Source organism: Streptomyces sp. WMMB303, from assembly GCF_029351045.1.
Taxonomy (GTDB): Bacteria; Actinomycetota; Actinomycetes; order Streptomycetales; family Streptomycetaceae; genus Streptomyces.
Map to the genome: position 1 here is coordinate 5,684,379 of NZ_JARKIN010000001.1, position 18,081 is coordinate 5,702,459.

Annotated in this window: 17 protein-coding genes, 1 tRNA gene and 1 pseudogene; 7 read left to right on the forward strand and 12 right to left on the reverse strand. The window is 73.3% G+C overall.

The genetic code is table 11. From position 1 onward, the window contains the following. Positions 1-15: 15 nt before the first annotated feature. From def to P2424_RS24705, 8 genes and pseudogenes are all read right to left on the reverse strand, one after another. Positions 16-660, reverse strand: a complete 645-nt coding sequence (gene def, locus P2424_RS24670) for a peptide deformylase (protein ID WP_276477903.1) — start codon at positions 658-660, stop codon at positions 16-18. A gap of 109 nt (positions 661-769) precedes the next feature. After that, positions 770-1,771: a tetratricopeptide repeat protein gene (locus P2424_RS24675; RefSeq protein ID WP_276477904.1), complete on the reverse strand. Its 1,002-nt coding sequence runs from the start codon at positions 1,769-1,771 to the stop codon at positions 770-772. A gap of 172 nt (positions 1,772-1,943) precedes the next feature. After that, positions 1,944-3,215 (reverse strand): hypothetical protein, encoded by a 1,272-nt coding sequence (locus P2424_RS24680; RefSeq protein WP_276477905.1) that lies wholly within the window; start codon positions 3,213-3,215, stop codon positions 1,944-1,946. 98 nt (positions 3,216-3,313) lie between these two features. Then, positions 3,314-3,973: pseudogene (locus tag P2424_RS24685) on the reverse strand (HD-GYP domain-containing protein); the annotation flags it as partial. 443 nt (positions 3,974-4,416) lie between these two features. Continuing rightward, positions 4,417-4,794 (reverse strand): mycothiol system anti-sigma-R factor, encoded by a 378-nt coding sequence (gene rsrA, locus P2424_RS24690; protein WP_276477906.1) that lies wholly within the window; start codon positions 4,792-4,794, stop codon positions 4,417-4,419. Continuing rightward, positions 4,791-5,462, reverse strand: a complete 672-nt coding sequence (locus P2424_RS24695; protein ID WP_276479116.1) for a sigma-70 family RNA polymerase sigma factor — start codon at positions 5,460-5,462, stop codon at positions 4,791-4,793. The genes rsrA and P2424_RS24695 overlap by 4 nt, the downstream gene beginning before the upstream one ends. A gap of 298 nt (positions 5,463-5,760) precedes the next feature. Then, on the reverse strand, positions 5,761-6,450 hold the full coding sequence (locus tag P2424_RS24700; RefSeq protein ID WP_276477907.1) for an alpha/beta family hydrolase: 690 nt from the start codon (positions 6,448-6,450) through the stop codon (positions 5,761-5,763). An 87-nt stretch (positions 6,451-6,537) separates the two neighbouring features. Further along, the gene (locus tag P2424_RS24705; RefSeq protein ID WP_276477908.1) at positions 6,538-7,425 is read right to left on the reverse strand and encodes an SOS response-associated peptidase; all 888 of its coding nucleotides are present in this window, start codon (positions 7,423-7,425) and stop codon (positions 6,538-6,540) included. Between the two features lie 96 nt (positions 7,426-7,521). Here P2424_RS24705 and P2424_RS24710 point away from each other — a divergent pair, with 96 nt between their 5' ends. The 4 genes from P2424_RS24710 (at position 7,522) to P2424_RS24725 (ending at position 11,154) form a co-directional block, all read left to right on the forward strand. Beyond that, on the forward strand, positions 7,522-8,262 hold the full coding sequence (locus tag P2424_RS24710; protein ID WP_276477909.1) for a M50 family metallopeptidase: 741 nt from the start codon (positions 7,522-7,524) through the stop codon (positions 8,260-8,262). Between the two features lie 76 nt (positions 8,263-8,338). Continuing rightward, a complete protein-coding gene (gene aroA, locus P2424_RS24715) occupies positions 8,339-9,718 on the forward strand; it encodes a 3-phosphoshikimate 1-carboxyvinyltransferase (protein ID WP_276477910.1) in 1,380 nt (459 codons plus the stop codon). A gap of 13 nt (positions 9,719-9,731) precedes the next feature. Next, positions 9,732-10,748 (forward strand): ribosome small subunit-dependent GTPase A, encoded by a 1,017-nt coding sequence (gene rsgA / locus P2424_RS24720; RefSeq protein ID WP_276477911.1) that lies wholly within the window; start codon positions 9,732-9,734, stop codon positions 10,746-10,748. 82 nt (positions 10,749-10,830) lie between these two features. Then, positions 10,831-11,154 (forward strand): multidrug efflux SMR transporter, encoded by a 324-nt coding sequence (locus P2424_RS24725; protein ID WP_276477912.1) that lies wholly within the window; start codon positions 10,831-10,833, stop codon positions 11,152-11,154. Between the two features lie 55 nt (positions 11,155-11,209). Here the strand turns inward: P2424_RS24725 and P2424_RS24730 are convergent, their stop codons facing one another. After that, a complete protein-coding gene (locus tag P2424_RS24730) occupies positions 11,210-11,839 on the reverse strand; it encodes a helix-turn-helix domain-containing protein (RefSeq protein ID WP_276477913.1) in 630 nt (209 codons plus the stop codon). Positions 11,840-12,030: 191 nt separating this feature from the next. Here P2424_RS24730 and hisN point away from each other — a divergent pair, with 191 nt between their 5' ends. Beyond that, the gene (gene hisN, locus P2424_RS24735; protein WP_276477914.1) at positions 12,031-12,825 is read left to right on the forward strand and encodes a histidinol-phosphatase; all 795 of its coding nucleotides are present in this window, start codon (positions 12,031-12,033) and stop codon (positions 12,823-12,825) included. A 166-nt stretch (positions 12,826-12,991) separates the two neighbouring features. Then, positions 12,992-13,414 (forward strand): CBS domain-containing protein, encoded by a 423-nt coding sequence (locus tag P2424_RS24740; RefSeq protein ID WP_276477915.1) that lies wholly within the window; start codon positions 12,992-12,994, stop codon positions 13,412-13,414. A gap of 125 nt (positions 13,415-13,539) precedes the next feature. On the opposite strand, the gene P2424_RS24745 is transcribed toward P2424_RS24740, so the two are convergent. Then, the gene (locus P2424_RS24745) at positions 13,540-15,006 is read right to left on the reverse strand and encodes a catalase (RefSeq protein WP_276477916.1); all 1,467 of its coding nucleotides are present in this window, start codon (positions 15,004-15,006) and stop codon (positions 13,540-13,542) included. Between the two features lie 134 nt (positions 15,007-15,140). On the opposite strand from P2424_RS24745, the gene P2424_RS24750 reads away from it, so the two are divergent. Next, positions 15,141-15,557: a Fur family transcriptional regulator gene (locus P2424_RS24750; protein WP_276477917.1), complete on the forward strand. Its 417-nt coding sequence runs from the start codon at positions 15,141-15,143 to the stop codon at positions 15,555-15,557. A 200-nt stretch (positions 15,558-15,757) separates the two neighbouring features. On the opposite strand, the gene P2424_RS24755 is transcribed toward P2424_RS24750, so the two are convergent. Together P2424_RS24755 and P2424_RS24760 are read right to left on the reverse strand one after the other, a co-directional pair. Beyond that, a tRNA-Met gene (locus P2424_RS24755) sits at positions 15,758-15,831 on the reverse strand. Positions 15,832-16,071: 240 nt separating this feature from the next. Continuing rightward, complete coding sequence (locus P2424_RS24760) at positions 16,072-17,937, reverse strand: tetratricopeptide repeat protein (protein ID WP_276477918.1); 1,866 nt, start codon at positions 17,935-17,937, stop codon at positions 16,072-16,074. Between the last annotated feature and the right edge of the window lie 144 nt (positions 17,938-18,081).

Here is an 18,081-nt window from a genome sequence, read left to right on the forward strand (position 1 = left end):
CCCGGGCCGCTCGGCTCACTCGTTGGGAACCGTCTCGTAGCGGGGCGTGCTGTCGGCCATCTGCCGGAGCACGTCCTTGCGCTCGCGCTTGGAGAGCCGGTCGATGTAGAGGTAGCCGTAGAGGTGGTCGGTCTCGTGCTGCAGGCACCGGGCGAAGTAGCCGGTGCCGCGCACGGCGATCGGCTTGCCCTGCGCGTCCCGGCCCCGCACCACGGCCTGGTCGGGGCGGGCGAGCGGGTGGTAGGCGCCGGGCACCGAGAGGCAGCCCTCGCTGCCGTCGTCCAGCACCCGTCGCTCGGCGGGGAGCTGGTCGAGCACCGGGTTGCAGACCACGCCCACGTGCCGTACACCCGCGTCGTCGTGGCAGTCGTAGACGAACACCTTCAGGTCGACGCCGATCTGGTTGGCGGCGATGCCGACCCCTTCGGCGGCGCGCTGGCTGGCGAACATGTCGTCGATCAGTGCGGCCAGCTCGTCGTCGAACTCCGTCACCTCCCGGCACTCCCGGTGCAGCACCGGGTTGCCGACGACGGTGACCGGCCGGGCCGTGCCCCGCTCGGTGTGCGCCTCCTCGCGAGCCGCCGCGTCCGTCACGTCGTCGACGAACTCGCCCTCGGGGGCAGCGGCCGCCCCGGCCGTCGTTTCCTGCTGCTGCGCCATGCCGTCGTACGCCTTCCTGCGACCCGTGAGAGCTGAGAGCGGCCGGTGATCCGGCTCGTCGGGCCCCGTGCGGACCCGCCCTACAGGGTACGGGCCCGCCGCCGACGGCTCAGCAGACCTCCTCAAGATCCCGCCACTCGCGGGTGTCCGGGCTGTCGGCGACCCAGCCGTCCAGCAGCCCGTGCACCAGCGCGGCGGGCGCCGCCAGCCCGCACTCGCGCTCGGGCACCCACAGCTCACCGGGCCCGCCCTGTGTCATATGCCCCAGCGGGCCGGGATGACCGGGCGAACTGTGGTCGTGCGGATCCAGATGGACGGTGCCGTCGCCCTCGTCGGCGGGCATGGCGCTCTCCGAGCAGGCCCGGCACAGCAGCCGCACCGAGGAGGACCAGTCCTCGGCGGCGAACCCGGCGTCGGCCGCGAGCCGCTCCAGTGCGTCCCGGTCGCTCTCCGTGGCCGCCTCCAGCAGGACCACCCAGGTGGGCACCGGCGAGGGCGCCCACAGCTCGATCTCGTCGAAGACCGGGTACGACGGCCCGGCCGCGGTGGTGCGCTCGCCGTGCGGGACACCGTCGTGCAGCACGACCTCGCCCCAGCGGCGCCCCGAGGAAGGCAGCGGGATGCTCTGGATCTCCATGCGCGCCGGATCGATACGGCGGCCCCACACCACTTCCGCCTCGCCCTCCGGAGAGAGCCGTACGGCGGCGCTGCCGAGCTGCATCCCGGTGGGTTCCTCGGCAGTGGCCGCGCCGTGCGAGGGACCGGCCACATGCAGCCCGTACGCCTGCCAGGCCCGGCGGGCCAGCGGCCAGTCCTGGAGCGCGGTGGCCGCGATGCCCACGTTCCACCAGTCGGGCGCCCCGGACTCGCGGTCCAGCAGCGCCACGGCGCGCAGCCCCGCCGTGCGGGCCTGCTCCCAGTCATGCCGGAACTTGTACAGCAGCGCGAGGTTGAACCAGGACTCCGAGAGCCACGGCTCCAGGTCGGCGGCACGGGTGAGCAGGGCGCCCGCGTCCTCGTAGCGCCCGTCGCCGATAAGCGTGAAGGCCCGGTCCGTCGCCTGCCGCCATGAGGCGGAGGGCCGGTGCCGCACCTTGCCGAAGATCCTCAATGTGCTCCCGCCGATCCCGCCGTTCCGCCTGTCCTCGGGCCCGGCCCGCGCCCGGCCCGCCGTCTGCCGATGGGGTTGTGCACTCCGGGCGCCGCTCGCCCGTCCTCGCCTCTCGCGGTTCCCCCTTCGCATCCAACCATGCCCGCTCGGGTGCCCGCTCATTACCCGTGCGTCAGACCTCCGCCGCCCTCGACACGACCCGTGACAAGGCCTCCACCACGCGTGGTTCGTGATCACGCGTGGCCGCGCGCAGCCGGTGCAGGGCCCGCGCACGGGCCATGGCACCGGCTGTCCCGCTGTCGCCGACGAGGTCGTCGTAGGCGTTGACCGTGCGGAGCACCCGCGCGGTCACCGGCTGCTCCCGATACGGATCGGCCTGCGCCTCCACCGCCGAGGCCACCCGTCGGCGGACACCCGCCTGCCGCAGCACCGCACCGCCCAGCAGGGCCACCCGGCGCTGGCTGCCGGGGTCCAGCACCGCCGTGGCACCACCGGGCACCGGGTCGGCCGGTGAGAGCTGCCCCACATCGTGCGTGAGGGCCGCGTACTCCAGCGCGGTGAGTTCCCCGCCGGTCAGATTCAGCTCGCGCCCCACGGCGCGGCTGAGGTCCGCCACCCGGCGCGCATGCCCGCGCGGGGTGCAGCCCGCCACCTCGGGGGCCCGCGCGAGGGAGGCGAGGGTGGGCCGGTGGGTGGCCCGGGCGGAAGCACGGCGGCGCAGGGCGAACTGGATGACGAGGACGGGGGCGCAGCACAGCGGCAGCGCCGGGAGCCCGGCGGCGGCGACGGCCAGCGCGAAGAGCACTGCGGTCGCGGCGAGCGCGGGCACCGTGGCCAGGTGGTCCCGCAACGGGTGGCGCGCGGCCCGGCCGTGATGCCCCGCCGAAGCGGCCCCGGAGCCCTCGGCGCGCACGGCGGCGGCGGCCAGGACCGCGTCGAGGCAGCCGACGAGCAGGGCCACCGCCGGCAGGCACAGCGGCAGGAGCCCGTCCGGCACCGCGACGCCGTCCGACCGGCCCCGGTCGTACAGCGGTTGGCAGCACCAGGCCGCCGCGCCCACTCCGAGCACGAGCCGGGCGAGGGCCTGCGGCGGCGGCGCCTGCCCCAGGGCCACCAGCGGGGTCAGTCCGACCAGGGAGCCGACGAGAGCCACCGCGACGGCCTGCGCGGGACCGTGCCCGGCGGACGCGCCGGCCACCTGGCCGCAGAGCGCGTAACCGAGCGCCGCGGCGCCGGAGAGCAGCCCGGTGGTACGGACAGCGGCGCGCTCCTCGGGCAGCCGCACCCGGGCCAACTCCCCGGCTGCGACCAGCAGTCCGAAGGCCAGCGCGGCACCGGGCCGGGCGAGACCTCGCCACAGGGTGACGCCCAGGGCACCGCACACCACCAGTGCGGCAGCCGCGTTGCCGAGGGCGACCAGCCGCGCCGCCGTGCCCCCGGTCATACGGCGACGCCGCCGATCCGCGCTCCGGCAACCTGGGCGGCGCTCCGGCAGCCGATCGGCGATGCCGCCGCGCGTACCCCGGAGACCTCGGCGAACGGCCAGCCGTGCCGACTCAGCGCCCGGCCGAGCGCCGCGACCATCCGGGGGTCGAACTGGGTGCCCGCGCAGCGCTCCAACTCTTCCAGCGCCGCGGCGACGGGCCGCCCCGGGCGGTAGCAGCGGGTGGAGGTCATCGCGTCGAACGCGTCGGCGACGGCGACGATCCGGGCCGCCTCCGGGATCTGCGCTCCGGACAGCCCCCGCGGATACCCGGTCCCGTCCATCCGCTCGTGGTGGTGGAGGACCGCGGCCCGGGCCTCCCCCAGGAAGTCGAGCCCGCGGACGATCTCCGCCCCCTGCTCGGGGTGCCGTTCCATGATGCGGCGCTCGGCGGGGGTGAGCGGGCCGGCTTTGCACAACAGTCCTGCGGGGACGCCGAGTTTGCCGATGTCGTGCAGGACGCCCGCGCAGCGCAGCGTCTCGGTGCGCTCCTCGTCCAGACCCAGTTCGCGGGCGATCAGAACGGCGGCGAGGCCGACCCGTTCGCCGTGGCCGCGGGTGTAGTGATCCTTGATCTGTACCGCCTGGGAGAGCGCCCGCACCGCGGTCTGCCGGGCCACGCGCTCGGGGCGGCACCACCGCAGCCCCCACCAGCCCAGCCACACCGGTCCCAGCGCGGGGAGTACGGCGAGTGGACCGTAGGCGCTGCGCCACAGGACGATGGCCACCGGCACGGTCAGCAGGACGGCCAGCACGAGTGCCGCGCGATTGCCCTCCGCCGTCCCGATCGTCCGTGCGGGCGCCGAACCGTGCGCCGTCGCCGCGGCGGCCGCCGCCTCGGGCCTGCTCCTCGTGAGCCGCATCTCCGGCCTCCTCCCCGCCTGCTGCATGGCGGGGACACTAGGAGCAGTTTGCGGGGCGGCTCACGGCACTCCGGCAGGTTCCCCCGTACGAGACAGCCCTTCCTCACCCGAAGGAAGGAGAAAGGCGGTCCCCTGCACATCCCGTACCAGCCGTCGACAGGTCGCGCCCGGCGCGAACTGGGGACAGCGGCCGCGTTCTTGACGTCGTGCGGTACTCAACGGCGCTGTCGGCGTCCTTCGGTGCCCGGCCGGGCTGCTCGACGCCCCTGGTGCTCACCGGGGCCGGTGCCGCCTGGCGGTCAGCCGGGGTTCTTGTCGTCCCGGGAGCCGCCCGCGTCGGCGGTCTCGGCCGCCGCGCCGCCGGATGCGGGCCGGGGGGCAGCCTCCTGGCCCGAGCCGGCGTCCGCGACCTCGCGGGCCTCGCCCTGGCGGATCACCTCGATCCGTCCCATGACCTTGGACCTCAGGTCGGAGGGGACGTCGTCCTGACCGCAGCAGCGCTTGACGAGCTTCTTGACCTCGCGCTCCAGACCGTACTTCTCGAAGCAGGGCGAACACTCGTCGAAATGCTCCTGGAACTTGGCGCAGTCGCCTTCGGGCATCTCCCGATCGAGGTACTCGTAGAGGTGGTCGAGGACCTCGGAGCAGTCCGTCTCGTGCGGCTCTCCGCAACTCATGAGCCCGAGCCTTTCCGGTCTTGCGACCCGTCCGCCGCGGCACCGGCCGGGACCAGGCCGCGCTCTTGCGCGTAGCCCTCCAGCATCTCGCGAAGCTGGCGCCGTCCGCGGTGCAGACGGGACATCACCGTACCGATGGGTGTCCCCATGATGTCGGCGATCTCCTTGTACGCAAAGCCCTCGACGTCGGCGAGGTAGACGGCGATGCGGAACTCCTCGGGGATGGCCTGGAGTGCTTCCTTCACATCGGAGTCCGGCAGGTGGTCGAGCGCCTGCGCCTCGGCCGAGCGCAGCCCGGTCGACATGTGCGACTCGGCGCGGGCCAGCTGCCAGTCCTCGATCTCCTCCGCGGCACTGCGCTGGGGCTCGCGCTGCTTCTTACGGTAGGAGTTGATGAAGGTGTTCGTCAGAATGCGGTACAGCCACGCCTTGAGGTTGGTGCCCGCACGGAACTGGTGGAAGGACGCGTACGCCTTCGCGTAGGTCTCCTGCACCAGGTCCTCGGCATCGGCCGGGTTCCGCGTCATCCGCAGCGCGGCGGAGTACATCTGGTCGAGGAACGCGAGCGCGTCCCGCTCGAAGCGCGCACTGCGCTGCTCCACCGTCTCCGACGCCGCTGTCTCCTGCTCTGCGCTCGAGCCGCCTTCGGTCCCGGTGACCGGACCCACCTCCTCCAATGTGGTGGCGAGCCCGAACGAAGACCCGCCCGAATCGGAGAATAGACGACGACCGCCACCGCCCGCCGCTTGAATCTTCGCGCCGGAGGACAGTGCCACCGTGGCCCAGTCCAGGTCAGCGGCCCGCGGACGCTGGGGGCAAGCGACAGAACCCATCGGGGCGGCTCCCTTTCCTCATGGAGGGTATGGCTGCTCTCACACTGTTCCCGGCCGCGGACCTGCTCCACGACCGGACACCCCGCACAACCATCCGGGTGCGCCGATCATTCCCGGTCCCCGCGGGGAACGCTCATCCGCGGCGTCGCCACGCCTCCCGGCCACCGGTGATCCACCGGGTGACGGCATCGGTGACCAGCCCCATCGCCGCCGCCTCGGTCAGCTCGGCGGACTTGGGCAGGGCGAAGCCGTGGTCGGCGCCGGGCACCTCCACCGGAGCCGTACCCGCCGGGAACTCCTCGGGGCGCCCGAACGGGTCACGGCCGCCCTGCACCACCAGCACCGGCAGCTCCACCGAGGTCAACTCCTCGGCGCGGGACCTCTCCGGCCTGCCGGGCGGGTGCAGCGGGAAGGACAACGCCAGCACCGCGCAGGCGCCCAGCGCTCCCGCGGTGCGGCAGGCGACGCGGGCACCCGCGCTGCGCCCCCCGGCGATCACCGGAAGCCCCGGCAGCGCCAGCGCCGGCCACAGGGCGCTCCACGCGGCGTCCAGGGTGCGGGGCGCCGGAGCCACCTTCTTCCCCGCCACCCGCCAGGGCTGCTCGACCAGGGCCACCGTCACACCCTGGGCGGGCAGCGCCGCGGCCAGTGCGCGCAGGTCCCGGGCCTCGATCCCGCCGCCCGCGCCGTGCCCGAGCGCCAGCACCATGTGTGCCGGACGCGCGTCGTGCCAGGTGATCCTGGCCTCGCCCGCCGGTGTGACGACGGTCTCGGCCCGGGGTCCGGCCCTCCGCGGCTGCGGGGCCTGCTGCTGCGTGCTCATACCGGCATCCTGCCAGCGGTCCGCGCGGAAACCCTCGGCAAGCAGGCACCCGGCACGTCCCGGCACACGCAGAAACGCCCGGCACGTTCAGAAGAGCGTCTCCTCCTCCGGCGCGGGAAGCTCCTTGAGGAGGTGCGGGCCGTTGTTGCGGACGTTGCTGACGTCCGTGGAGACGGGCCAGGCGCGCAGCAGGCCCTCCGGCGGCGGGGCAAGCAGCTCGCGGAGTTCCCCGGAGTCGGTGCGGGCGGGGTCCAGCCAGGCGTCCCAGCGGTCCGGGGTGAGCATCAGCGGCATCCGGGGATGGATGTCGGCCAGCGACCGGGGGCCGCCCTCGCTCTGCTCGTCCGCGTCGGCCAGCGGCGTGGTCTCCGCCGCGGTGGTCAGGACGGTGCACGTCGCCCACCAGCCCTGCGGATGATCCTCGGGCAGCGTCTTGTCCCGCCAGAACTCGTACAGGCCGGCCATCGCCATCACCGGCTGCTCCTGCTGGGCTCCGTGCACGGCCGGAGCGTGCGGCGCGGGGGCGTGCGGCGCGGGGGCGTGCGGCGCGGGGGAAATGAAGTAGGGCTGCTTGCGGGGGCGCTTGCGCTTGCCCTCCTGTTCGAGCTTCAGCTCGCCCTGTGCGGTGACCCACTCGTAGTAGCCGTCGGCAGGCAGCAGGCAGCGGCGGGCGGCGAAGGGGCGGCGGTAGGCGGGCTTCTCGTGCACGGTCTCGGCCCGGGCGTTGATCATCTTGACGCCCATGTCCGGTGACTTGGCCCACCCGGGCACCAGACCCCACTTGAGCGTGCGCAGCTGCCGCACCGGCCGCCGGTCGTCACTTCCCTTGAGAGGGCGGTCGAGGACCGCGTGGACCTGCTTGGTGGGAGCGACGTTCCAGTCCGGGCCCGGCGCCTCGGCGGGCTCCCACTTCTCCACCTCGAACAGCCGGACCAGGTCCTCGGCACTCCGGCTCGCTGCATACCGTCCGCACATGCCTGCAAGACTGCCACGGCACGCCGGGCCGTCGCCGTGCGTCGACCGGACGCGGAGCGGCACGGCTCACGAGCACACGAGGAGAGCACCCCGAACATGGACAACGCGAGCATCACGGATGTCTGGGACCGGGTCGTCGGCGGCCAGCAGCCCCCCGAGGAGTGGCTGGTGCTGGTCACCGGTCTCGTCGCGCTGCTCACGGTGGCGCCGCACGGTGTGTGGCGGATCTCGCGCAACGCGGTCACCATCGCGCACGAGGGCGGACACGGGCTCATAGCCCTGCTCACCGGGCGCCGGCTGGACGGCATACGGCTGCACTCGGACACCTCGGGGCTGACGGTCTCGCGCGGCAAGCCGCACGGTCTCGGCATGGTGCTGACCGCCGCCGCGGGCTACACCGCTCCCCCGCTGCTCGGCCTGTGCGGCGCCTGGCTGCTGTCCTCCCACCACATCACCGCACTCCTGTGGGGAGCCACGGCGCTGCTGGTGGCGATGCTGGTGATGATCCGCAACGCCTACGGCGTGCTCGCCCTCGTCCTGACCGGCGGCGCGTTCCTGCTCATCTCCTGGCTGACCGGCCCCCAGGTGCAGGCGGCGTTCGCCTACGTGGTGGTCTGGTTCCTGCTGCTGGGCGGGGTGCGGCCGGTGTTCGAGCTGCAGGGCAAGCGGCGACGACAGGGCGCGCGCCGCGGCCCGGCCGGGCCCGGTCTGCCGGACTCGGACGCCGACCAGCTCGCCCGGCTGAGCCATCTCCCGGCAGCCGCGTGGCTGTTCCTCTTCCACGCGGTCGCGCTGTGCTCCCTCGTCGGCGGCGGGCGCTGGCTGCTGGGGCTGTGAGCCGGGGCCCGGCCGCGACCGCGGGCGGGGGTGCCGACCAAGCGGGGCGCCGACCACCAGCCATTACAGTGGCTCCATGACCGACCAGCGCACCAGCCCCGCAGAGACCGCACTCTGGCCCGCTCCCACCGCACCGGGCCGGGTCGAGGCGACCGTCACCGTGCCGGGGTCCAAGTCGGTCACCAACCGCGCCCTGGTACTGGCCGCGCTCTCCTCCGAACCGGGCTGGCTGCGCCGCCCGCTGCGGTCACGGGACACCCTGCTGATGGCGGAAGCGCTGCGGACCCTGGGGGTCGGGATCGAGGAGACCGTCTCGTCCTCCTCCTCGGCCACCGCGGCCGACAGCGAGCGCCCCGGCGGCGAGGCGTGGCGGGTGATCCCGACGGCGCTGCGCGGCCCGGCGACCGTGGACGTCGGGAACGCGGGCACCGTGATGCGCTTCCTGCCGCCGCTGGCGGCGCTGGCCGAGGGGCCGATCCGCTTCGACGGCGACCCGCGTTCCTCCGAGCGCCCGCTGCACGGCGTCATCGACGCGCTGCGCACGCTGGGCGCCCGGGTGGAGGACGAGGGGCGCGGCGCGCTGCCGATGACGGTGCACGGCAACGGCTCGCTGGCGGGCGGCCCGGTCGAGATCGACGCGTCCTCCTCCAGCCAGTTCGTCAGCGCCCTGCTGCTGTCCGGCCCGAGGTTCAACCAGGGTGTCGAGGTGCGGCACACCGGGCGCACGCTGCCGTCCATGCCGCACATCCGGATGACCGTGGACATGCTGCGCGCCGCGGGCGCGAAGGTGGACGCGCCGGAGGGCGGCGGCGCCCCGAACGTGTGGCGGGTGACGCCGGGGGCACTGCTCGGCCGGGATCTGACGGTCGAGCCGGACCTGTCCAACGCGCAGCCCTTCCTCGCTGCGGCGCTGGTGACCGGCGGCCGGGTCACCGTCCCGGACTGGCCCGAGCACACCACGCAGCCCGGTGACGCGCTGCGGGAGATCTTCACCGCCATGGGCGGCTCCTGCGTGCTGGACGAGCGGGGCCTGACGTTCACCGGCGGCGGCCGCATCCAGGGCATCGACATCGACCTGGGCGAGGTGGGCGAGCTCACCCCGGGCATCGCCGCCGTCGCCGCGCTGGCCGAGGGCGAGTCGGTGCTGCGCGGTGTCGGGCATCTGCGGCTGCACGAAACCGACCGGCTGGCGGCGCTCGTCAAGGAGATCAACGGCCTGGGCGGGGACGTGACCGAGACGGAGGACGGACTGCGGATCCGGCCGCGCCCGCTGCACGGCGGCGTCTTCCACACCTACGACGACCACCGGCTGGCCACCGCGGGCGCGGTGCTCGGCCTGGCGGTCGAGGGCGTCGAGGTGGAGAACGTCGCGACGACGTACAAGACCCTGCCGGACTTCCCGCGGATGTGGGACGAGCTGCTGGGACTCGCGTCCGGGGCCGGAGCGAGAGCCTGAGAGGGCGCCCGCGATGCGCCGCTACGGCAAGCACACCGACGAGGACGACATCCGGGTGCGTCCCTCGCGCCGGGGCAGCCGCCCGCGCACCCACACCCGGCCCAAGCACGAGGACGCGGCCGAGGGCCTCGTCCTGACCGTCGACCGGGGCCGGCTGACCTGCCTGGTGGAGGGGCGCACGGTCACCGCGATGAAGGCCCGCGAGCTGGGCCGCAAGGCGGTCGTGGTGGGCGACCGGGTGGCCGTGGTCGGCGACCTGTCGGGCGAGAAGGACACACTCGCCCGCGTCGTCCGGGTGGCGGAGCGCAGCTCGGTGCTGCGCAGGACGGCGGACGACAACGACCCGTACGAGCGGGTCGTGGTGGCCAACGCCGACCAGCTCGCCGTCGTCACGGCGCTGGCCGACCCCGAGCCGCGTCCCCGGCTGATCGACCGCTGTCTGGTGGCGGCCTTCGACGCGGGGCTGGAGCCGCTGCTGGTGCTGACCAAGTCCGACCTGGCACCGGCCGGTCCGCTGCTGGAGACGTACGCGCCGCTGGGGGTGCGCCATGTCGTCACCAGCCGGGCGGAGCTGGCCGAAGGGCCGGGCGCCGAGGAGGTGCGCGAGCAGTTGCGCGGCCGGACCACGGTGTGCGTGGGGCACAGCGGAGTCGGCAAGACCACGCTGGTCAACGCGCTCGTGGAGCGGCAGCGGGCCACCGGTGTGGTGAACGCGGTCACCGGGCGCGGGCGGCACACCACGACCTCGGCGCTGGCGCTTCCGCTGCCGCCCTCACCGGTCGGCGCGGACGGCTGGGTGATCGACACCCCGGGGGTGCGCTCCTTCGGCCTGAACCACATCCAGCTCTCACGCGTCATCCACGCCTTCCCCGATCTGGAGGAGGGCGCCGCGGAGTGCCCCCGTGCCTGCAGCCACAACGAGCCCGCCTGCGCGCTCGACCGGTGGGTGGCCGACGGACACGCCGACCCGGCCCGCCTGCACTCGCTGCGCCGCCTGCTGGAGACGCGGGAGAGACGCGAAGGGGACTGACCGATTCCACCCGGCCTCCGCTGCATACTGGGCTTCCTGCGCTTGACCTGCTGCCCCACCGGAGCAACGAGAGGAAGAGCACATGGCGTGGCTGCTGGTGATGGTCGCGGGATTGCTGGAGACCGGCTTCGCTGTGTGCCTGAAGCTCTCGCACGGCTTCACCCGGCTGTGGCCCACGGTCGCGTTCTGCGCCTTCGCGCTGGGCAGCTTCGGCTTGCTGACGCTCTCGCTCAAGCGACTGGACGTCGGTCCGGCGTACGCGGTCTGGACGGGCATCGGCGCGGCGGGGACGGCCATCTACGGCATGGTCTTCATGGGCGATGTGATCTCCGCGCTCAAGCTGGTCTCCATCACGTTGGTCATCGTCGGCGTCATGGGGCTCCAACTCTCGGGCAGCGCACACTGAGCACGCCCCGAGCCCTCTCGCGGACCGGCCCGGCGTCTCGGTGCGGGGCACCGGATCAGCCCGGCAGCAAGGCGCGGACGACCTCGTCGACCCGTCCGCACGGTTCCTCGTCGCCGCGCTCGGGCGCGACGACGTAGGAGAGCGCGATCCGCAGCCCGGCCTCGTACGCGCGCTCCAACTCCTGCCGCCCTGCACCGCGCCACGCCGGGCCGCCGGGCGCAGGGCCGCCCACGGGAACCCGACCGCTGCGCTCCAGCCCGGCGAGTGCGCGACTGCGCAGCAGGGCGGCGAGCCCGCCCGGCTCGCCATCGGGCCCGCGGCCGGACGCCGGACGGGCGGGCAGCGGCATCCGCGCGCCCCAGCAGTCGGTGAGCGCCGCCCGGACGATGGGCTCGGCACGCGCCGTCCGCAGGATCCAGTGCGCGGCGGCGGCGCAGCAGGCCGCCGGGTCGGATCCGCTTCGGCACGCCTCGGCCACCGCTCGGCCCGCGCCGTCCAGGAAGTCGTCCAGCAACCGGTCGACCAGTGCGGCACCCAGCCCTTCCTTGCTGCCGAACTCGTTGTAGAGCGTCTGCCGCGACACCCCGGCGGCCGCGGCGACGTCGACCATCCGCACCGCCGTCCAGGGTCGCGCCCGTACCGCCACATGGGCGGCGTCCAGCAGGGTCTCGCGTGCAGCAGGCATCGTCGCCTCCCCGGCCCGTACCCCGCTGCCCCGACCTGTGCCGACGGCCTGTGCGCGCGAGGCGTCCGCAGACGGGCTGACCGGCAGCCCGGTGTGCGGCACACAATTGACGCACCGCCAAGAGGTGTCAATACGCGGCGCACGCGCATGGCCCTGTGGCCGGGGGTTTCGCCGCTCGATACTGTTCGGACATGCTGGACTATCACGATGATCTGCGTCTCGCCCATGTACTGGCCGACGCCGCCGACGCCGCGACCATGGAGCGGTTCAAGGCTCTCGATCTGGAGGTCGAGACCAAGCCGGACATGACGCCGGTGAGCGAGGCCGACAAGGCGGCCGAGGAACTGATCCGCGTCTCGCTCCAGCGCACCCGGCCGCGCGACGCGGTGCTGGGCGAGGAGTTCGGCACCGAGGGCCATGGGCCGCGCCGTTGGGTGATCGACCCCATCGACGGGACGAAGAACTATGTGCGCGGCGTTCCGGTGTGGGCGACGCTGATCGCGCTGATGGAGATGGGCGAGGGCGGGGACCGGCCGGTGGTCGGCGTCGTCTCGGCGCCCGCCCTCAACCGGCGCTGGTGGGCGGCGAAGGGTGCGGGGGCCTACACCGGCCGCAGCCTGTCCAAGGCCACCCGCATGGAGGTCTCGAAGGTCTCCGGAGTGCGGGATGCCTCGTTCGCCTACTCCTCGCTGCACGGCTGGGAGGAGCGCGGCATGCTGGGCGGTTTCATGGACCTGACCCGGGACTGCTGGCGGACCCGCGGCTACGGCGACTTCTGGCCGTACATGATGGTCGCGGAGGGAGCGGTGGACATGTGTGCCGAACCGGAGCTGTCGCTGTGGGACATGGCGGCGAGCGCGGTCATCGTCGAGGAGGCGGGCGGTGTCTTCACCGGGCTGGACGGGAAGCCGGGCCCGCACAGCGGCAGCGCGGCGGCATCGAACGGGCTGCTGCACGAGACACTGCTGAGCTATCTGACGGCCTGATCCGGCCCCTCGTCCGGGTGGTCCGTACACGCGTCCTTGTTGTGACCTCCGGCACATGTGAGCATGAGAATCCGCTCGCTTGTGCCCTTGTGAATCACTTCTCGAGGTCCCGGCCGGCTGTCCGCCGGGGCCCCGGGAGGTATTCCGCCAAGGAGGTAGCTCCCTCATGCCCGGACACGTCCAGCACGCCATGAGCACCGTCGTCCTCACCATCGGCCCGGCCCACACCCTGCGCCAGGCGGCCCGGCTGATGTCGGCCCGCCGCGTCGGTGCCGCCGTCGTCCTCGACCCCGACACCAGCGGGCTCGGCATCCTCACCGAGCGCGACATCCTCGACTCCCTCGGCGCGGGCCAGGACCCGGACCGGGAGCGGGCCCACGACCACACCACGAACGACGTCGTCTTCGCCACGCCGGACTGGACGCTGGAGGCCGCGGCGGAGGCCATGACGCGCGGCGGCTTCCGGCATCTGATCGTGCTCGACGAGCGGGAGGCGGTGGGCATCCTGTCGGTGCGCGACATCGTCCGCACCTGGTCGGACCGGCGCGTTCCGGCGGCACCGGAGCCCACCGAAGAGATCGCCGTCTAGGGCCCCAGGGGCCGGGCGCCCGGGATCGGGCGTGCCGGACGGACCCGCCGACGGGGTCGGACGCACCGGAGGGGCCGGAGCCCCATGGCGTCCGGCCCCTCCGGGCTCGTACGGCGAGCGGTCGATCAGCCGCGCAGGGCCTGGACCGCGGCCTCCAACCGCTTGCCGTAGTCCGGGTCCGCCTTGCGGAAGTTCTCGATCGCGCGCTGGGCGATGTCGTCGCGGGAGACGCCCGCGATGTTGCCCGCCAGGTTGTCGATCAGCCGCTGCTTCTCGTCCTCCGACATCAGCCGGTAGAGGTTCCCCGCCTGCACGAAGTCGTCGTCCTCGGCGTGAGCGGCCGCCGGGTGGTCCTCGGTCGTACCGCTCACCGAGGCGTGCTGCCACAGTGGACGGCCCGTCTCGGTCGGCGCGCCGAAGCTGTTCGGCTCATAGTTCTTCGCACCGCCGTGGCGGCCGTCGTACATCAGGCCGTCCCGGCCGTAGGTGCGCGCCTGGGTCGCCTTGGGCTCGTTCACCGGCAGCAGATCGGCGTTGATCCCGACCCGGTAGCGGTGCGCGTCGCCGTAGGCGAACAGCCGGCCCTGGAGCATCTTGTCCGGCGAGGGGCCGATGCCCGGCACGAAGTGGTGCGGGGAGAAGACCGACTGCTCGGTCTCGGCGAAGATGTTCCGCGGGTTGCGGTTCAGCTCCAGCTTGCCGATCTCGATCGGCGGGTAGTCCTCGTGCGGCCAGACCTTGGTCAGGTCGAACGGGTTGAAGCGGTAGTTGGCCGCCTCCGCCGCGGGCATGATCTGGACCTGCACGGTCCAGGTCGGGAAGTCGCCCTTCTCGATGGACTCCCGCAGGTCCCGCTGGTGGCTGTCGGGGTCCTTGCCGGCCAGCGCGTCGGCATCGGCAGCCGTGAGGGTCCGGATGCCCTGGTCGGTCTTGAAGTGGTACTTGACCCAGAAGACCTCGCCCGCCTCGTTCGTCCACTGGAAGGTGTGCGAACCGTAACCGTTCATGTGGCGGTAGGACGCCGGGATGCCACGGTCACCGAAGAGCCAGGTGACCTGGTGGGTGGACTCGGGCGAGAGGCCCCAGAAGTCCCAGACGTTGTCGGGCTCCTGCGACCCGGTGTAGGGGTCCCGCTTCTGGGTGTGGATGAAGTCGGGGAACTTGATGGCGTCCTTGATGAAGAACACCGGGGTGTTGTTCCCGACCAGGTCGTAGTTGCCCTCCTCGGTGTAGAACTTCAGCGCGAACCCGCGCGGGTCACGCACCGCGTCCGCCGCGCCGAGGTTGCCGGCCACCGTGGAGAACCGCAGGAAGACCTCGGTCTCCTTGCCGATCTCGGAGAGGAACTTCGCCCGGGTGTACTCGGTCACGTCCGCCGTGACGGTGAACTTGCCGTACGCACCCGCGCCCCGGGCGTGCACGATGCGCTCGGGGATGCGCTCGCGGTTGAAGTGGGCCAGCTTCTCGAGGAGGTGCTGGTCCTGGACGAGCACCGGTCCGCCCACTCCGGCGGTCTGGCTGTTCTGGTTGTCCGCGACCGGCGCACCGGCCTCCGTCGTCATGGGTCCGGCCGTCTCGTCCTGCACGGTCACGTGCGCCTCCTGTGCATCACATCTGTCCTGTGGGCCAACCACTCGACAGCCTACATTGGACTTTGTCCAAGTCAAGATGAAGACAAAACCCGTACGAGTTCTGCTCATGGACCCGCCACTGCTAGGCTGGCCGTATGAGTGACCTGCTGGAACGGCTGCGCGATCGCGGTTGGCGACTCACCGCACAGCGGCGAGTCGTCGCCGAGGTACTCGACGGCGACCATGTGCACTACACGGCGGACGAGGTACACGCCCGTGCGACGGACCGCCTGCCCGAGATCGCCCGCGCGACGGTCTACAACACCCTGAGCGAGCTGGTCGCTCTCGGTGAGGTGCTGGAGGTGAGCACCGACGGACGCGCCAAGCGCTACGACCCGAACGCCCGCCACACCCACCAGCACCTGGTCTGCTCCCGCTGCGGGGCGATCCGCGACGTCCACCCGACCGGCGACCCGCTGGCGGCGCTCCCGGAGAACGAGCGCTACGGCTTCGCCATCGCCGACGCCACCGTCACCTACCGGGGTGTCTGCCCGAACTGCGCCGGCGCCTGAGCGCTCCCGGCCCGGATCCACCGGATCGGCGGACTCCCCTCCCCGGCCCCGCACGGCCCCGCACCCCGCCCGGGTGCGGGGCCGTTCGCCGTCGCACACCAGGGCGCCGGCACCCGGGGCGTCGGGTCGGGAGGAGGAAGGCACGAGGTCATCGGAAAGAACGAAGGCCCGGATCCTGAGATCCGGGCCTTCGTCTTCAGTAGCGGGGACAGGATTTGAACCTGCGACCTCTGGGTTATGAGCCCAGCGAGCTACCGAGCTGCTCCACCCCGCGCCGTTGTGTGCACAACTCTAACCCGGCTCGACGACCAGCGCAAATCGAGATCCCGGGGGCGGCTGTGGCCCGTGTGCCGGCGCTATCCCGGCCGCCGCCAGCCGCCCCGGGCCGCCGCCGACACTTCCGACGTCACGGCAGCGGCCGAATGGGCTGCCCTCCCGAGCCGCGGGAGAACACCCCGTCCCCACCCCTGCCGGGGACGGGGACGGACCCGCGAGCAAGGACGGAAAGGCCCCGTCAGGCCGTCAGCTCCGAGCGGAGGGCCTCACGGAGTTTCGCGGCCCGTTCGGCCACCTCGGCCGGGCCGAGCTCCATGGCGCGGGCGCACCAGAACTGCCCCTCGTCCAGTTCGCCGCCGCGGGCGCTGATCAGCGCCAGCCGCAGTGCGGCCCTGCCATGTCCGGCCTCGGCGGCACGGGCCCACCACACGGCCGCCTCCGGCTCGCTGCCCTCACGGGCCAGCAGCAGACCCAGGTTGAAAGCCCCGTTCGGGCTGCCCGACTCGGCCGCGGCACGGTACCAGCGGGCCGCGTCCACGACCTCGCCGCGCGCGGCGGCGCACATGCCCAGCCGCACCTGGGCCCGGCGGTGGCCGTGTTCCGCGGCACGTTCGTACCACTCCTCGTATTCGGGTCTGGCGCCGTCCGCACGGCCGAGTTCGTGTTCCGAACCCAGCTCCCCCGCGCCGTGCCGGGTGACCCGTTCCAGCAGCGCGCCGAGCCGGAAGGCGCCCTCGACACTGCCGCCGCCCGCGGCGCAGCGCAGATGCCGCTCAGCGGTGTGCAGTTCGCCCTCGCGCAGCAGCGCGATGCCGACCTGGAGGGCGGCCTCCGCGTGACCGGAAGCGGCAGCCCGCTCGTACCACTGGCGGGCGGTGGGCTCGTCGCCCCGTCCGGCGTACAGGATGCCGAGGTTGAAGGCCGCGTCCACGCTGCCGGACTCGGCGGCCTTGGAGAACCACGGCTCGGCGCCTTCGGCGTCCCCGCGCTGGAGCAGCAGCACGGCGAGCGCGTTGGCGGCCTCCCGGTGCCCCGCGTAGGCGGCTCGGCGGTACCACTGTTCGGCCTGCGCGGTGCGGCCCTGGGCAGCGGAGAGCAGCCCGAGGTTGAAGGCGCCGTTGTCGGAACCGGCGTCGAGCGCGACGCGGTACCAGCGCTCGGCGGCCTGCCGCTCGCCCCGATCGGCGTGCAGCGCGCCCAGCGCGTTGGCCGCGCTGCCGTCGCCGTCCTCAGCCGCCCGGCGCCACCACACGGCGGCACTCTCCTCGTCGCCCGCGTCCCGCAGCAGGAACCCGAGTGCGCAGGCGGCCCGCGCCTCACCGTCCTTGGCGGAGGTGAGGTACCACCGGCCGGCCTCCTTCAGCTCGCCTCGGCGCTCCAGCAGCGCGCCGAGGCGGAGCGCCGCTCCGCGGTGACCGCGGGCGGCCGCCTGCCGGAACCAGCGCTCGGCCTCCTCGGCGGTCTCCCGCACCGCGGCGGCCGTGGGTCCGCTCCGGGCGGCCAGTTCCTCGGCCCGCGCGTGCACCGCCCGGGCGACGCGGTAGGCCGCCTCTCGGTGCCCGTGCTCGGCGGCGGCCCGGAACCACTCCTCGGCGCCGTCCTCCCCGTGGTGCTCCAGCAGGTCCGCCAGCGCGTAGGCGCCCAGCGCGTGACCGGACTCGGCGGACTGCCGCAGCCAGTAGAAGGCCGCGGGCTCGTCCCCGCGTTCCCGGTGGTGGCGGCCGAGCGCGTGCGCGGCGGCCGCGGAGCCGGCGACGGCCGCGGTACGCCACCACTCGGCGGCTTCTTCCGGATATCCCCGCTGGTGCAGCAGCACCCCCAGGTTGTTGGCGGCGGCGCGGTCGCCCGCGGCGGTGGCCGCGCGCAGATGCGGTTCGGCGCCGTTCAGGTCCCCCCGGCGCAACAGTTGGGCGCCCAGCACACTGTCGGCCGCGGTCGTCTCGGCCGGCGCCCCTGCGCTCTCTTCCGCTGTCGTCCTCCCGACTGCCGTCGTCTCCTCGACTGCTGCGATCCGCACGGCTGCTGTGGTCTGCTCGGTGTACTCCTCCACGCTCAGGCCCGGACCGGGACGCACCGGGCCCGTCAGCCTTGCCTTCTCCCCCATAAGCTCCATCGTCGCACCACCCGCAACCCGCGTACACCTCGTATACCGCAGCCGACGAGGTCACTTCAGAGGTTTGTCGACTTCCCGACGAAGAGATTCCCCAAACCCCCTGGTCCAACTGTCCCCCGCACAAGCGAAAGAGGC

Bases quoted from the DNA above. Each gene is read 5' to 3' on its own strand.
- def (WP_276477903.1), bottom strand. From the start codon at position 660: ATGGCGCAGCAGCAGGAAACGACGGCCGGGGCGGCCGCTGCCCCCGAG.
- P2424_RS24680 (WP_276477905.1), bottom strand. From the start codon at position 3,215: ATGACCGGGGGCACGGCGGCGCGGCTGGTCGCCCTCGGCAACGCGGCT.
- rsrA (WP_276477906.1), bottom strand. From the start codon at position 4,794: ATGAGTTGCGGAGAGCCGCACGAGACGGACTGCTCCGAGGTCCTCGAC.
- P2424_RS24700 (WP_276477907.1), bottom strand. From the start codon at position 6,450: ATGAGCACGCAGCAGCAGGCCCCGCAGCCGCGGAGGGCCGGACCCCGG.
- P2424_RS24705 (WP_276477908.1), bottom strand. From the start codon at position 7,425: ATGTGCGGACGGTATGCAGCGAGCCGGAGTGCCGAGGACCTGGTCCGG.
- P2424_RS24710 (WP_276477909.1), top strand. From the start codon at position 7,522: ATGGACAACGCGAGCATCACGGATGTCTGGGACCGGGTCGTCGGCGGC.
- aroA (WP_276477910.1), top strand. From the start codon at position 8,339: ATGACCGACCAGCGCACCAGCCCCGCAGAGACCGCACTCTGGCCCGCT.
- rsgA (WP_276477911.1), top strand. From the start codon at position 9,732: ATGCGCCGCTACGGCAAGCACACCGACGAGGACGACATCCGGGTGCGT.
- P2424_RS24725 (WP_276477912.1), top strand. From the start codon at position 10,831: ATGGCGTGGCTGCTGGTGATGGTCGCGGGATTGCTGGAGACCGGCTTC.
- P2424_RS24730 (WP_276477913.1), bottom strand. From the start codon at position 11,839: ATGCCTGCTGCACGCGAGACCCTGCTGGACGCCGCCCATGTGGCGGTA.
- hisN (WP_276477914.1), top strand. From the start codon at position 12,031: ATGCTGGACTATCACGATGATCTGCGTCTCGCCCATGTACTGGCCGAC.
- P2424_RS24740 (WP_276477915.1), top strand. From the start codon at position 12,992: ATGCCCGGACACGTCCAGCACGCCATGAGCACCGTCGTCCTCACCATC.
- P2424_RS24750 (WP_276477917.1), top strand. From the start codon at position 15,141: ATGAGTGACCTGCTGGAACGGCTGCGCGATCGCGGTTGGCGACTCACC.
- P2424_RS24760 (WP_276477918.1), bottom strand. From the start codon at position 17,937: ATGGGGGAGAAGGCAAGGCTGACGGGCCCGGTGCGTCCCGGTCCGGGC.